Source organism: Prochlorococcus sp. MIT 1300 (assembly GCF_034092375.1).
Taxonomy (GTDB): domain Bacteria; phylum Cyanobacteriota; class Cyanobacteriia; order PCC-6307; family Cyanobiaceae; genus MIT-1300.
The window spans coordinates 97,811-111,663 of the sequence record NZ_CP139302.1; the positions used below are offsets into that span (position 1 = coordinate 97,811).

The 13,853-nt window shown below is 41.8% G+C and carries 14 protein-coding genes; 6 read left to right on the plus strand and 8 right to left on the minus strand.

Features of this window, described 5'->3' with window-relative positions; genetic code table 11:
• Positions 1-24: 24 nt before the first annotated feature.
• From SOI83_RS00495 to secF, 3 genes are read left to right on the plus strand one after another with little or no spacing between them, the layout of a single operon-like run.
• Positions 25-1,008, plus strand: a complete 984-nt coding sequence (locus tag SOI83_RS00495) for a pyruvate dehydrogenase complex E1 component subunit beta (protein ID WP_320676621.1) — start codon at positions 25-27, stop codon at positions 1,006-1,008.
• A 3-nt stretch (positions 1,009-1,011) separates the two neighbouring features.
• The gene (gene secD, locus SOI83_RS00500; protein ID WP_320676623.1) at positions 1,012-2,505 is read left to right on the plus strand and encodes a protein translocase subunit SecD; all 1,494 of its coding nucleotides are present in this window, start codon (positions 1,012-1,014) and stop codon (positions 2,503-2,505) included.
• Positions 2,506-2,512: 7 nt separating this feature from the next.
• Positions 2,513-3,499, plus strand: coding sequence for a protein translocase subunit SecF (gene secF / locus SOI83_RS00505; protein ID WP_320676626.1), 987 nt, complete (start codon positions 2,513-2,515; stop codon positions 3,497-3,499).
• Between the two features lie 292 nt (positions 3,500-3,791).
• Here the strand turns inward: secF and SOI83_RS00510 are convergent, their stop codons facing one another.
• The 4 genes from SOI83_RS00510 to mnmH are packed head-to-tail and all read right to left on the minus strand — an operon-like array spanning position 3,792 to position 7,389.
• On the minus strand, positions 3,792-4,793 hold the full coding sequence (locus SOI83_RS00510) for an AI-2E family transporter (RefSeq protein WP_320676628.1): 1,002 nt from the start codon (positions 4,791-4,793) through the stop codon (positions 3,792-3,794).
• Complete coding sequence (locus SOI83_RS00515) at positions 4,793-5,872, minus strand: AI-2E family transporter (protein ID WP_320677768.1); 1,080 nt, start codon at positions 5,870-5,872, stop codon at positions 4,793-4,795. The genes SOI83_RS00510 and SOI83_RS00515 overlap by 1 nt, the downstream gene beginning before the upstream one ends.
• Positions 5,873-5,885: 13 nt before the next feature.
• Positions 5,886-6,257 carry a photosystem II reaction center protein Psb28 gene (gene psb28, locus SOI83_RS00520; protein WP_320676630.1) on the minus strand — a complete coding sequence of 124 codons (372 nt, stop codon included), beginning with the start codon at positions 6,255-6,257 and terminating at the stop codon, positions 5,886-5,888.
• A 43-nt stretch (positions 6,258-6,300) separates the two neighbouring features.
• The gene (gene mnmH / locus SOI83_RS00525; protein ID WP_320677771.1) at positions 6,301-7,389 is read right to left on the minus strand and encodes a tRNA 2-selenouridine(34) synthase MnmH; all 1,089 of its coding nucleotides are present in this window, start codon (positions 7,387-7,389) and stop codon (positions 6,301-6,303) included.
• Between the two features lie 40 nt (positions 7,390-7,429).
• On the opposite strand from mnmH, the gene SOI83_RS00530 reads away from it, so the two are divergent.
• Both SOI83_RS00530 and SOI83_RS00535 read left to right on the plus strand, forming a co-directional pair.
• On the plus strand, positions 7,430-8,143 hold the full coding sequence (locus tag SOI83_RS00530; RefSeq protein WP_320676632.1) for a GUN4 domain-containing protein: 714 nt from the start codon (positions 7,430-7,432) through the stop codon (positions 8,141-8,143).
• A 122-nt stretch (positions 8,144-8,265) separates the two neighbouring features.
• Positions 8,266-8,709, plus strand: a complete 444-nt coding sequence (locus SOI83_RS00535; RefSeq protein ID WP_320677772.1) for an ATP-binding protein — start codon at positions 8,266-8,268, stop codon at positions 8,707-8,709.
• Here the strand turns inward: SOI83_RS00535 and SOI83_RS00540 are convergent.
• The 3 genes from SOI83_RS00540 to glnA form a co-directional block, all read right to left on the minus strand.
• The gene (locus SOI83_RS00540; RefSeq protein ID WP_320676634.1) at positions 8,681-8,935 is read right to left on the minus strand and encodes a DUF6439 family protein; all 255 of its coding nucleotides are present in this window, start codon (positions 8,933-8,935) and stop codon (positions 8,681-8,683) included. The two genes, SOI83_RS00535 and SOI83_RS00540, sit on opposite strands and share 29 nt — an antisense overlap.
• 59 nt (positions 8,936-8,994) lie before the next feature.
• Positions 8,995-10,086 carry a class I SAM-dependent methyltransferase gene (locus SOI83_RS00545; RefSeq protein ID WP_320676636.1) on the minus strand — a complete coding sequence of 364 codons (1,092 nt, stop codon included), beginning with the start codon at positions 10,084-10,086 and terminating at the stop codon, positions 8,995-8,997.
• 317 nt (positions 10,087-10,403) lie between these two features.
• A complete protein-coding gene (gene glnA, locus SOI83_RS00550; RefSeq protein WP_320676637.1) occupies positions 10,404-11,825 on the minus strand; it encodes a type I glutamate--ammonia ligase in 1,422 nt (473 codons plus the stop codon).
• 343 nt (positions 11,826-12,168) lie between these two features.
• Between glnA and SOI83_RS00555 the strand changes: the two genes are divergently transcribed.
• Positions 12,169-13,353 carry an alanine--glyoxylate aminotransferase family protein gene (locus SOI83_RS00555; RefSeq protein ID WP_320676639.1) on the plus strand — a complete coding sequence of 395 codons (1,185 nt, stop codon included), beginning with the start codon at positions 12,169-12,171 and terminating at the stop codon, positions 13,351-13,353.
• Here the strand turns inward: SOI83_RS00555 and SOI83_RS00560 are convergent.
• Positions 13,319-13,852: a nucleoside deaminase gene (locus SOI83_RS00560; protein ID WP_414153420.1), complete on the minus strand. Its 534-nt coding sequence runs from the start codon at positions 13,850-13,852 to the stop codon at positions 13,319-13,321. The genes SOI83_RS00555 and SOI83_RS00560 overlap by 35 nt on opposite strands.
• Between the last annotated feature and the right edge of the window lies 1 nt (position 13,853).

Below are 13,853 nucleotides of genomic sequence, written 5' to 3' on the forward strand. Positions count from 1 at the left end.
CTAGACCGGGTACGCAGCGACGTCGTGGCAGGAACGCTTCTTTTCAATGCTCTTCGAGACGCCATCGATGAAGAGATGGCCAGAGATCCCAATGTTTGTGTCATGGGAGAGGACGTTGGCCAGTATGGCGGCTCCTACAAGGTGACAAAGGACCTCTACGAAAAATACGGTGAATTAAGAGTCCTTGATACTCCTATCGCAGAGAACAGCTTTACAGGCATGGCTGTTGGGGCTGCCATGACAGGCCTACGCCCGATAGTTGAAGGCATGAATATGGGCTTCCTATTGCTTGCCTTTAATCAGATTTCAAACAATATGGGAATGTTGAGGTATACCAGCGGTGGTAACTTCACTATTCCAACAGTAGTAAGAGGGCCTGGAGGCGTTGGGCGTCAGTTGGGCGCTGAGCATAGTCAGAGGTTGGAGGCCTATTTCCATGCTGTGCCAGGGATCAAAATCGTTGCTTGCAGTACACCCACAAATGCCAAAGGCTTAATGAAGGCAGCAATACGAGATAACAACCCTGTGCTTTTCTTTGAACATGTATTGCTCTACAACTTAAGTGAGGAAATACCTCAGGGGGATTTTACTTGCGCTTTAGATCAAGCTGATTTAATTAAAGAGGGTAAGGATATAACTATTCTTACTTACTCTAGAATGAGGCATCATTGTATTAAAGCTGTTGAACAATTAGAAGCGGATGGAATTGATGTGGAATTGATAGATTTAATCAGCCTTAAGCCTTTTGATATGAATACAATTGCTAAGTCAATTCGTAAAACACATAGGGTCATTATTGTTGAGGAGTGCATGAAGACAGGTGGAATTGCTGCAGAGTTGATGTCTCTTATTACAGAGGAGTGTTTTGATGATCTAGACGCTCAACCTATAAGACTTTCTAGTCAAGATATCCCGACTCCATACAACGGCAAGCTAGAGAACTTGACAATTATTCAGCCGCATCAAATAGTTGATGCGGCTAAAAAGATTGTTTCAAAGAGGAACTAAACTATGGCACGCCAACAAGGATGGTTTGCCATTATCCTTTTCCTTGCATTATTTGCAGGAGCTGTTTGTTTTAGGTATCCATTCCAGTTGGGGCTAGACCTTAAAGGGGGTAGTCAACTTACCTTAGAAGTTCAACCTACTGAAGAGATACTTAGTGTTACTTCAGAACAACTTGAGGCTGTCAAATTAGTCTTAGATCGAAGAGTGAACGGGTTAGGTGTAGCTGAATCAACTCTGCAAACTATTGGTGATAATCAATTAATTCTTCAACTGCCAGGGGAGCAAGACCCTACTAGAGCTGAAAAAATATTGGGAGAGACAGCGTTGTTAGAATTTAGGCCTCAGAAAGTAGGAAAGACCGAAGAAATTCGAGGCTTGCAAGTTTTTCGAGCCAATATTAGAAAAATTATTAGCCTTAAAGCTGATCGGACAAGAGATCTAGATGAGAGGGAAAAGTCTATTAAGCAAATATTGACTAATGAGCAATTTATTTCACAGCAGAGATTGTTAGGAGTCGAAGTGCAGATGGATGGCTCTGAGGACCTATTAGAGTCAACTCTAAATAGTATTAATGAAGCAATTGCTAATTGTTTTGAGCCTGCTTTTCTAACTGGAAAGGACCTGATAAGTGCAGGTAGACAACAACAGCAAAATGTTTCTAGTTGGGAGGTAACTCTTTCTTTTAACAGTGAAGGAGGCGAAAAGTTTGCTGAGCTTACCCAGCAAATAGCAGGAACAGGAAGGTTATTAGGAATAGTGCTTGATGGGCGCTCAATTAGTGAGGCTACTGTTGGTGAACAGTTCAAAGCTGCTGGGATCACAGGAGGTGCGGCGACCATTAGCGGGAATTTCACCGCTGAAGAAGCACGTGTCCTTGAAGTGCAATTGCGTGGAGGATCACTTCCCCTACCAGTGCGGATTCAGGAAGTTAGAACGATTGGCCCTGGTCTTGGGGCTGAAAATATTCGAAGGAGCTTGATTGCAGCCTTGTCAGGCTTAGCCTTGGTAGCAGTATTTATGCTTGTGATATATCGTTTAGCTGGCTTCGTCGCTGTTATTGCATTAAGCCTTTATGCAGTATTTAATCTAGCTTTTTATAAATTAATTCCTGTTACTCTTACGCTTCCAGGGATTGCAGGTTTCATCTTAAGTATTGGTATGGCAGTAGACGCAAATGTTTTAATTTTTGAACGAGTTAAAGATGAACTACGTAGAGGAAATACCCTAATAAGATCTATTGAAAAAGGGTTTCTTCAGGCTTTTTCTTCAATTATTGATGGTCATCTAACAACATTGATAAGTTGTTCGGCCCTGTTCTTTTTAGGGACTGGATTCGTGAAGGGTTTTGCTGCCACGCTTGGTATAGGCGTCCTTTTAAGCCTTTTCACAGCCTTAAGTTGTACCAGAACACTTTTGAGATTTTTGATGGGGTATCAAGTTTTAAGGAAGGCTACAAACTTTTTGCCTGCAAAACAGCTCCCTTCAGCATTCCCTTGATTCATCTATGGACGCCTCAACAAACTCACAAGGCTATCGCCGTCCATTACGCTTGCAACTTTGTCGCCAGAGACGCAAGGTTTGGTGGATATCAGGTTTAGCTATTTGCTTCAGTTTGATCGGTCTGATTCGTTGTTATTTAACTCCTTCTATTGGAGCACCGTTACGGCCTGGTCTTGATTTTACTGGCGGCACTCAGATTCAGTTAGATAGAGTATGTGTGGATAATTGTGACCAGATTAATACCACAGATTTATTAGATGTATTAGAGGACATTTCTTTGTCCGATGAAAATGGCATAAAGGCACCAAATCTTTCTGGATCAAGAGCTCAACTCCTAGATGGAGGAAAATCACTTTCGTTGAGATTACCTTTTTTGTCTGCTGCTCAAGGACAAAAGGTTGTAGAGAGCATTGCTCCTTTGGCAGGACCTTTTCAAGTTGATAAAACTTCAGTTGATACTATTGGCCCAAGTCTCGGAGGTAAACTGCTGGAAAGCAGTTTGACCTGTCTTATTGTTGCATTTGCCGGGATTGCTTTATATATAAGTTTTCGTTACGACCGAAGATATGCTTTTCTTGCTTTAGTCGCCTTGGCGCATGATCTGATTATTGTTTGTGGGATTTTTGCTTGGTTAGGATTATTGATAAGTTTAGAGGTGAATAGTTTGTTTGCTGTTGCGCTTTTAACAATTGCCGGATATTCAGTTAATGATACTGTGGTGGTTTTTGATCGTATTAGAGAAAGAAGTAGGGAAGACTCTCCTTTGCCCATAGTGGACCAGATAGATAGGGCTGTTTCAGCAACGCTTACAAGAACACTTTATACAAGCGGTACAACATTACTTCCACTTGTTGCACTAATTATTTGGGGCGGGTCTACGCTCTATTGGTTCGCTATTGCGCTTGCTTCCGGCGTATTGGTAGGTAGCTGGTCTAGCATTGCTTTGGCGCCTTCTTTACTTAGCCTTAAAAAAGATTTTCAAAGCAAGTAACCTTCTCTATTATAGGTAGATAAATTTTTCTTTTAATTTGCTTTGTGCTTTATAAATTGGCAAAGACCTTATACCCTTGGTTTCCATCTTTTCTTATCGCGATATGTTTTTTGGACTTGCGAGATGAAGTTCGTATTATTGCCAGCGGAATTACAATAACTTCGCTTCTAAATGTTTTTATAGATAGACCTCTTGCTGTATTCATCTTAATTACAAGTCCTTTGTGGACGCATTATTTAGGCTTTCGAAAGCAACGATGAATTCAGGGCTCTTAAAACAAATAATTTAGGGATCAGTTCCAGCGATCTGTTATTTGCTTGACTAATACTCTTTGGAATATAACTTGAAGAACTACTGTTAGTGGAAGTGCGAGAATTACCCCAGGTAATCCTAATAATACACCTAAGCTTAGTTGAGCTGTAAGAGCCACTGTTGGTAATAGACTTACTGTTCGCCTGAGTAATATAGGCGTAATTATAAATGCCTCTAAATTCTGTAGGATTAGTCTGGTAATTAATACTTTTAACATTAGTGATGGTGATATAAGTAATGCAATCCCTAGTGGAAGAAGGGTTGCGGTAGTTGGCCCAATTGTTGGAATAAAAGTTAGGAGCCCACAAACCAAAGCACAAAGTAGTGCAAGTGGCATATTTAGTAGGGCTAGAGCAGCCCAGGTAAGGAAAAATATGCTGCAAGCAGAAATAGTCATTCCCGCCAACCACCCGCCTAGATTTTCCCTGCAGCTGTTAAGTAGCTCTATCATTTCAATCCTTGCCGGTCTAGGAGTCGCCGCTATTAATATTTTTCTGTGAGAATTAGGGTCTAGTGCAAGTAAAATTGCAAGTAGACTAATTAGAAAAAATTGTAAAAGACTATTTGCAGCTCCTCCCGCAAAGCCAAGGATTTTGAATCCAACAGGTTGTATCCCCTGCCATTCGAATAACTGAGGTGCTGAGTCTTTTAAAATAACTAATCTTGGATTGTCTGAAACTATGGAAGACAGTTTCGATAAAAGGGTTGGGAAAAGATCACTAAATGCATTTACTTGTGCTAACAATTCTGGAACTAATAAAATGAATACAATAGAACCTCCAAGTGTTATAAAAAGTAGAACTATTAGTAAGGATATAGCTCGAGGCCAATGAAAAAGATTGTTCAGCTTTTTGATTGGGACATCTAAAGCGACTGCGAGGACTATTGCTCCAAAAATGATTAAAAGTACCCATCTTAGTTGCCATGTTAGTAACGTAATTACAACTAATGTTGTTGCAATCAGAAGTGTTCTAGCATTCATTAGGCTAGACGCTTTTTCTTCCATGGGTCAAGCAGGTCGTGGATAATAACTTCTCTTATTAGGACTTGAAAAACAACGGCTAATGGCAGGGCTAATAGTAGGCCTAGAGGGCCAAAAATGATTGTAAATACAAACTGAGCAGTCAGAGTTAATCCTGGGAGCAATTTAAGTTGATGATGCATTACAGAAGGGGTTATTACATAACTCTCAAGGTTTTGAACAAATACATATAAGCCAAGAACTGCTAATGCTTTCCATGGTGTATCAAGTAAAGCAACTGACATTGGAAGAATAGTGCTTAGAACTGGTCCGAAATTTGGAATTATATTTAAAATCCCAGCAAGAAGTGCATTTGCAAAAACAAGCTTTATTCCTAAAAGGTATAATCCTATTCCTGCAAGAAGTGCTACACATAAAGAGCTAAGTAACACCCCTGTCATCCAATCACTTAAGGCTTCACCGCAAAGCAGTAGTATTGCTCTAGCTCTTCGTCTGTAGAAAGATGGGACTAATAGTATTGCGACTTCTCGATATTGATTTGGTTGAATTGAAACCATTAGGCCTACTGCTAGAACAAAGAAAAGTTGAACTAAACCACTGCCTAGATTGCCTGCTAAACCTAAAATCTTTTTAATACCATCTGTTATTCCAGAAGCGATAGAGGGACCATTTGGCAAAGCAGTTAGAACATTCTCAAAGATTGATTCACTCCAGTTACTTTGTTTATAACCTTCACCATAAACAATTTCAGAAATTTGATCTATTGCTCCTATTGCTAGGATCCAAAGTTCCTTCGCAGCTGTAGGTAATTGAAGTAGTAATTGCTGAAACTCCTCTAAAAATGGAGGCATTACTACAGCAAGCCCAAGGCTAATTATTATTAACAAGCCCCCTATAGATATTGTTAGAGCAAATGGTCTGGGTATTGACCATTTAGCCCTTATTCGTCCAGTGAGAGTACATAACCCCATGGAAAGCACTACACCAGCAAAAAGGTGAATTAGTACTTCTCTAAGTTCCCAGAGAAGTAAGCCTGAGGCTAGTAAAGCTATAAGTGCTAGCCATTGGGAAAATCTCACTAGTGGAAATTTTTCATTTCTTTTCTTCTCCGGAAGTGTCGGAGTAACCCAGTCCGTGACTTTCGGCATAACGATTTGCAAATCTCATAAAACGCTCAAAGTCAACCTGGGATTTCCAGACGTAGGTAGCTTCAAGAGCACTTGGGCTTCCATTAACAAAGCGGGCCTTAACTTCTCGGGTTGCGAGTTCGCCTTCTTCATCAATTAAAAACATTCCAGTAATTTCTCCCATACGCTCTGGGGATAGCGCTTCAGGACCTTCAAAAACGAAGAAAGCTTGCCCTGTTCTTCCGTCTCTACTTCTTGTTAGACGAATCTCAGGTACCACAGGTTCATCAACACCTTTGAAGAATTGGATCTTCGCAGAGGGATTTGGTTCGGACATAGATCTCTGCGTTAAAGATTAGATCTTAAAAGACTTCTTTGCCTCACTGTTGGGGAAAGCTTTTAATAGCAAGGCCAAGCTTAATAAGCTTAGCGGCAGCATCTTCGGGATTTAAGCCAGAAAGATGGATGGTTTGCCTATTGATTGCTTGGTCGAGCCCAAAGTCGTAACAACGATCGTAGTAATCAAGCAGGGCTTCGCATGCACTGCTCCATTCCTCTTTGGAAATTGCTTCAAGAGCTTCTTTTGTCCGCTGCGGGCCAAGACGCCGGCTTATTCGTTTGGTTGCTTCTGCAAGTGCTTCTTTTCCGTGGGGGCTATACCCTCGAACAAGATGCTCGACCCTTTCTGCGTTTGTTCGGCATATTTCAAGTACTGGAGCTTCCTTCATTTGTTTGAAAAGAGATTGAGGAACTCTGCAATGGCCTAAGTGGGCACTTTCCGCTTCTACCCAAATTTGCTTTGAGGAATTTCTATTGAAAGATTCAAGCTTTTCTGAAATTAGGTTTTCATAATGTTCTGTACTGGGTTGGCTAGGTAAGCCTAAACCCCCAAAACTACTCCCTTTGTGGTTAGCTAAACCTTCTAAATCAAGAAAGGAGAAACCCTGTTTCTCAAGGACTAATAGCAAATCAGTTTTGCCTGTACCTGTCCTTCCTCCCAACAGATGAAGAGGCCAATTTTGTTCAAATTGGTCAAGAACCCATTTGCGGTATGTCTTGTAACCACCTTCAAGTACAGCAGGATTTAGTTCCAATAATTCTGCTAGCCAGGCAATGCTTGCCGATCGCATTCCACCTCGCCAACAATAGACCTTGAGATTTATTGGCTTGTTTTTATGTGATAAATAATTTTCCTTGTATTCTTTCAATAAACCTTTAAGTGTCTCAGCAATTACTAACAATCTTGGCCCAGCGTATTTGAGGCCAATAACTATCGCTTTACTCCGCCCTAGCTTTTTGTAGGTGGTTCCAATATGGGAACGTTGTTCATCGCTGAAAAGGGGGACATTTTTTGCGCTTGGCCAATGTCCTTTTGTAAATTCACTAGGGCTTCGAAGGTCTATCAATGGACCAGCCAAATCCCGGAACTTCTTCATCGGATAATGAGGTCTGATGCCCATGCCTGACATAGTGGGCCAAGGCCTTTCTAGTTGAGGTCTGCTGCGATTTATGCCTTCTGATTCATCCACCGCTAACAACCCCAGTATTGAAGAGCTTCTTGAACGCTTTTCAAAAGGTTCACCCCGTCAACGAAGGGGACTTGTTGAGACATTTGAACAAAGAGTGGAAGACATTGCTGCCTTGGGCAAAGCTTCATTGGAAAACTTTGATCGAGAAGGAGATGACTGGGGGGCAGGGTGGATACTGCAGATACTAAAGAGGCATAAACCTGATGTATTGGAGACCATACTTACTTCTCAACCAAGTGGTTGGTTCGTAGCGCATACCTCTCAGGGAATTGATTTTGGCCCTCTTCAGGATGATCTTTTATCAGAACGTTTTGAAGAGGCTGATCGTTATACCAGTGCAATTCTTAGGAAATTAGCTGGGGTTTCGGCGGAGAAGAGAGGATATGTATATTTCAGCGAAGTTGAAAGCATTTCTGGGGTTGACCTTGTGACATTGGATCGCCTTTGGGTTGCTTACTCGCAAGGAAGATTTGGTTTTTCTGTTCAGTCAAGGCTTTTAAAAGCTTTGGATGGACGTTATGACCGTCTGTGGCCACGAATAGGATGGAAAAAAGATGGTGTTTGGACAAGATATCCAGGAGCTTTTACGTGGTCTCTCAGCGCGCCCGAAGGCCATATGCCCCTTGTTAATCAGCTAAGGGGGGTTCGCCTCATGGATGCAATCCTTAGTCACCCTTCCTTGACTAGCAGGTGATTGGTCTTGTTTTGTTTGGCTAAAACACTTTTGAAAATACTCTCTAGCAGTTATGTTCAAAAAGCGTGTCCAAGGCTCTTATTCCTTTTAGCTCATTCAAAGCCGTTAGGAAAAAATTCCTTTTGAGATCTTTCTTTAAAGGAGATGGGTTCAGCTGGAGGGATTTCAAATCTCCTTCAACATTGCAACTGTCACCATTACTTGAACTTTTGCTTGAGCCAGTTGATTGTGAGATGACGATGACTCGCCTGCATTTAGGGCTTCATGAGGCTTTGGTAAATGCAGTACAACATGGGAATTCTGGTAATCCAGAGAAGAATCTCAGGATCCGCAGAATCCTTACCCCTAAATGGCTTATTTGGCAGATACAGGATGAAGGGGCTGGTATACCTGATTTTGCCAGGGTTGATTCTTTACCAGCAGATCTGGATTCAATAAGTGGCCGAGGCTTATTTTTGATTTACCGGTGTTTTGATGATGTGAGATGGAGTCGTAAGGGAAATAGGCTTCAACTTGCATGCCGTCGCCAAAAGACTATTAACTCTTTGGACAACCAGGGTCTTTAACTTCCCCTTTAAGCCAACGGATAGCTTGTGAAGCAAATTCCTCTACGTCTTTATGACTTCCACCGTGAAGTAGTTGTACTAATGCTCCAGATAAAAGCTCGGCGGCACGCCGATTCTTATCCGATTTAAATTTATGCCAACTACGATCATTTAAAACAAGCTTGTTGTGCAAATCTGTTGCAAGTTCTCTTATTTCTTTTGGTAGTTTGTCCTGAGGTTTTTGCATTATCTTTTCAATTTAAATGGGTTGGAAAGTAGTTCATTCTTCGATCTTTTAAGATCCCTTCATTTTGTAGGCTTTGTTGCATTCCATACTCTTGTCATGAAATGGGATTCAGCTGTTACCCCATTGAAACCTATCTCATTTAGGTGATCCTCTATGTTGTCATTTATGTAGTCCTTATAGTAAGGCTCATGAAAGACTCTTTGAAAGTTCTCCATTACCAGACTGAATTGTGGTGAGTCTGCAGGTTGGATCGAATCAGCAATAACCAATACACCTCCTGGTTCTAGTACTCGCCAGCATTCTTTTAAAACATTGTATCTAGCTTCTCTAGGTAACTCGTGAAGTAAAAATACACAAGTAACACCTTGCATGCTATGGCTGGAGAAGGGGAGATCTTCGGCATTCCCTCTTATTAATTGTGCTAATCCTGAGTTGTTTTGGTTAAGGTACTTACTTGCTTGTCGAAGATATGACAAGGAAAGGTCAATACCTAAAATCTCTATTTTAGGAAGTGCTCCGCGGATTTGATTGAGTGTTCTTCCTGTTCCTGTTGCTACATCTAAGACTCTTAAACTACCTTGGGATCTTTTACTGAAACGGTTAAGTCCTCGTTTTAGAGGAGCCAAAACTCTTCTGCGCATTGAGTCAGCAGTTCCATTGAAAAGAATTTCGACTTGTATGTCATATAACTCTGCTGAGTGATCACTTAAGTATCCATCTGTTTGGTGGTGGAAATTTTGCAAGTAGTAATTTGGATACATCTCTGCTTCGATTTGTATTGGGATTTCTCTTACTTTTCTTGCTTTTCTTCGTTTCCATGTTGATGGAAGGTCAAGCCATACAAGTGGATAGGTTTTTGCCCAATCAAGCCAGGGAGCATCAAATAGTAGTGATTTGGGATAGATCCCTTCTTCTGCTTCCAACCAATCTCGTTTTTCTAGTTCTGCCATAGAGCGTCTTAGCTCTATTAAAAGTTCTTTCGTGATTGGCTTTGTTTTCGGAATAGCTCCTGGAGCCATTACTTCCATAAGCTTTGTACTCAGCTCCTTGTGAGCCAGGCCTGCAAGGCTTTTACCTTGTTGAAGGGTTTGATAGGCAAGCTTGGTTAGGTTGTTAGGCGTTGCAATTTGCCTAATTGGGGTTGGTACCATTTCTGCGAATGAAAGGCGAATAATTCTGGATGAATCCAGAATTAAGTCAATTTCTGGAGAATGTTAGCGGTACAATTTACATGGTGATATTTCAAAACGTTGGAGGATTGATCTAAAAATTAGCTTTTGGCGCAGTTTCTTTTCTTTTTAAATGATTAACACTTATACATCTTGTTTAATTAAACCTCTGTTGTTTTTAGGTTGCCTTTGAAAATTAGCCCCTCAAAATATTAATTTACTGAATAAACAAAAACGCTCGTCTTATAAAGACGAGCGTTTTTGTTTATTCAGTGGCAAGGTGAATTAACGAAAATTTTCTAGGCATCGTAATACATTACAAACTCGTGAGGGTGAGGTCTTTGCCTTAATTGCTGAACCTCTTCGTACTTGATGTCTATCCAATTATTTATAAAGTCCTCGCTAAATACGCCGCCTTCAGTTAAGTATTTATTGTCTTTTTTTAATGCATTTAGAGCATCATTTAATGAGGACGGTACGGTGTCAATATTTGCAAGTTCATTTGCTGGTAGCTCAAATAAATCAACATCTACACCATCACCAGGATCAATCTGATTTTTAATTCCATCAATTCCTGCCATCATCATTGCGCTAAAGGCGATGTAGGGATTGGCCATTGCATCTCCTGGCCTGAACTCAAATCTTTTGGCTTTAGGGCTTGGTCCGGTAAGTGGAATTCGAACAGCTGCAGATCTGTTCCCTTGTGAATAGACAAGGTTTACGGGTGCTTCAAAGCCTGGGACTAGTCTCTTGTAGCTATTGGTAGTTGGGTTAGTAAAGGCAAGGAATGAAGGAGCATGTTTAAGAATCCCCCCTATGTACCATCTCGCAGTTTGTGAAAGGTTCGCATAAGTACCTTCACCAAAGAAAAGAGGTTGACCACTTTTCCATAGACTTTGGTGAACATGCATGCCGGTGCCATTGTCATTGAAGACTGGTTTAGGCATGAAAGTAGCAGTTTTTCCATATTTCCTTGCGACATTTCTCACTACATACTTGTAGGTCATTACATTATCTGCTGCATTAATTAGCTCAGCGAACTTCATCCCTAGTTCATGTTGTCCTGCGCCTGCAACTTCGTGGTGATGTTTTTCAATTGGGATTCCCAGTTGCCCCATTAGAAGCAACATCTCTGATCTAATATCTTGTGCAGTATCATTTGGGGCAACTGGGAAATATCCTTCCTTTGTCTGGATTTTGTAAGCAAGATTTCCACCTTCTTCTACTCGGCCTGTATTCCATGGTGCTTCAATTGTGTCAACACTGTAAAAGCAACCTCCTTCGCTGGAGTTGTATCGCACATCATCAAAAATAAAGAACTCAGGCTCTGCTCCAAAGAAGGCCGTATCTGCAAGCCCGGTGCTTGTGAGATAAGCAAGGGCTTTTTGAGCTAAGGCCCTTGGACATCTTGAATAAGGCTCTCCACTTCGAGGTTCTTGTATAGAACAAATCAGGCTTAGGGTTTTATGTCTGTAAAAAGGATCTATCCAGGCAGTGTTTGAATCGGGGACCATTGCCATATCTGACTCGTTTATAGCCTTCCATCCACGAATGGATGAGCCATCAAAAGCAAGTCCAGTTTTGAATGATTCTTCCTCAACCATGTCTGAGGTGACTGTCAGGTGCTGCCACTTTCCATGTAAATCAGTGAATTTCAGGTCTATAAGCTCAATTCCCTCGTCTTTGATCTGGCGGAGAACTTCTTGAGGAGATTTGCCCATGACGAAAAATACAGCTGCAATTGGAAATAGATTCCGACGCTAAAGAGCGGTAGCTTGCGACTTTGTATCAACGAGTACTTTTTTTAGGACTACTCCTACTTCTTTCTGAGTCTTAAAGTTTTTTTATGAACCTTTGCTTAGCTCTACCGTACGCCTGGGCGCCGTTTACCTGTTATTGGAAGGGTTTTCGGGGCTAACTGATCAACAATGGTTGATATGAGGATTGGCTGTTTTGATTGCCTTTTAAAACAATTTTTTTTATTCCCATTGCAATCCTTCAACGAAATTGCCTTTGTGAATCCACGCCTGTCTAGGCTCATTGCCAATTAACTTGCTCAGGGCCTTGGCGACGACCAAATTCATCCCCCCTGTTGATCAAAGCCATCACAAGGTTTTTGCACCAATTAAATCTCCAGACCGTCTTCTGTTAGGGCCTGGTCCTTCTAATGCTCATCCCGATGTGCTGAAGGCGATGGCTTTGCCGCCTATTGGACACCTTGATCCGTTTTACATTTCATTAATGGGTGAGGTGCAGGGATTGTTGCGTTATGCGTGGCAGACCGACAACCGACTCACTCTCCCCATGAGTGGTACAGGGAGCTCGGCAATGGAGGCTACCCTCGCTAATACAGTCGAACCAGGAGATACTGTCTTAGTAGCAATTAAGGGCTATTTCGGTCATCGATTGGTTGATATGGCAGAGAGATATAGGGCTAATGTTCAAGTTCTTCAGAAGTGTTGGGGTGAGGCCTTTTCTCTAGAGGAATTAGAAAAAGGCCTTAAAGATCATAGGCCTGCCATCTTGGCAATGGTTCATGCGGAGACCTCAACAGGTGTATGCCAGCCAATGGAAGGGATTGGAGATCTTTGTAGAAAGTACGATTGCTTGTTGCTTTTGGACACTGTTACCTCCCTGGGAGGAGTTCCTCTTTTCTTAGACGAGTGGAAGATTGACCTTGCATATAGCTGCAGTCAGAAGGGTTTGAGTTGTCCCCCAGGATTAGGTCCTTTTACAATGAGTTCAAGGGCTGAGGAGAAACTACAAAGGCGCAAGGGGAAGGTTCCAAATTGGTATTTAGATGTTTCTCTTTTAAACAAATATTGGGGAAGTGATCGTGTCTATCATCACACCGCCCCAGTGAATATGAACTTTGGAATTAGAGAAGCACTTCGACTTTTAGCCGAAGAGGGCTTGGAAAATTCTTGGAAACGACATAACGATAATGCTCAGCAACTATGGGAGGGTCTAGAGGATTTAGGACTTGAACTACATGTTCCTGAAGAGCTGAGATTGCCAACATTGACAACGGTACGAATTCCTAATGGTATAGATGGGAAGGCATTTGCCCTTCACCTTTTAAACAAATATGGAATTGAAATTGGAGGTGGTTTAGGTGAATTAGCAGGGAAGGTATGGAGAATTGGACTTATGGGATACAACTCACGTTCAGAAAATGTCGAACGAGTGCTTAAGGTATTTGAGTCAGAGTTGCCTAATTTTCGCGAGGGTGTTTCCTTTGCCGCTTGAACCAACTTTGTAATTGAGTCTTTGCTTGATCTTCCATTACGCCACCAATTACGACCATGTGATGGTGAGCACTTTTGTGTTTAGCCAGATCAATTGTGCTTCCTAGGCCGCCTCTTTTCGGGTCAGATGTTCCAAAGATCACTTGCCCCATTCTCGCTTGAACTAAAGCACCTGCACACATTGGGCAGGGTTCCAGTGTGACGATGAGAGTGCAATCGTTAAATCTCCAATCCTCTCTGATCCATGAGGCTTGACGAAGAGCTATCAACTCAGCGTGACCAAGAGGGTTTTGTGTTAGCTCTCTATTGTTACTTCCATGCCCAATACAGCGTCCATAATGATCGAGAATCACGGCGGTAACAGGGATTTCCCCTGTTACCCCTAATTGGTGAGCTCTCTTAAGTAGTACAGCCATCCAGTGCTGACGATGCTTGGTACTTAGTTCAATGGGATGCGCCAATGCTTTCTTTGGGTGGCATGCCTTAACGGAGAAGGCCATT

What these genes read in the sequence shown, in the direction of transcription:
- SOI83_RS00540 (WP_320676634.1), bottom strand. Translation starts at nt 8,935, where the DNA reads ATGCAAAAACCTCAGGACAAACTACCAAAAGAAATAAGAGAACTTGCA.
- mnmH (WP_320677771.1), bottom strand. Translation starts at nt 7,389, where the DNA reads ATGTCAGGCATGGGCATCAGACCTCATTATCCGATGAAGAAGTTCCGG.
- glnA (WP_320676637.1), bottom strand. Translation starts at nt 11,825, where the DNA reads ATGGGCAAATCTCCTCAAGAAGTTCTCCGCCAGATCAAAGACGAGGGA.
- psb28 (WP_320676630.1), bottom strand. Translation starts at nt 6,257, where the DNA reads ATGTCCGAACCAAATCCCTCTGCGAAGATCCAATTCTTCAAAGGTGTT.
- SOI83_RS00545 (WP_320676636.1), bottom strand. Translation starts at nt 10,086, where the DNA reads ATGGTACCAACCCCAATTAGGCAAATTGCAACGCCTAACAACCTAACC.
- SOI83_RS00510 (WP_320676628.1), bottom strand. Translation starts at nt 4,793, where the DNA reads ATGAATGCTAGAACACTTCTGATTGCAACAACATTAGTTGTAATTACG.
- secF (WP_320676626.1), top strand. Translation starts at nt 2,513, where the DNA reads ATGGACGCCTCAACAAACTCACAAGGCTATCGCCGTCCATTACGCTTG.
- SOI83_RS00560 (WP_414153420.1), bottom strand. Translation starts at nt 13,852, where the DNA reads ATGGCCTTCTCCGTTAAGGCATGCCACCCAAAGAAAGCATTGGCGCAT.
- SOI83_RS00530 (WP_320676632.1), top strand. Translation starts at nt 7,430, where the DNA reads ATGCCTTCTGATTCATCCACCGCTAACAACCCCAGTATTGAAGAGCTT.
- secD (WP_320676623.1), top strand. Translation starts at nt 1,012, where the DNA reads ATGGCACGCCAACAAGGATGGTTTGCCATTATCCTTTTCCTTGCATTA.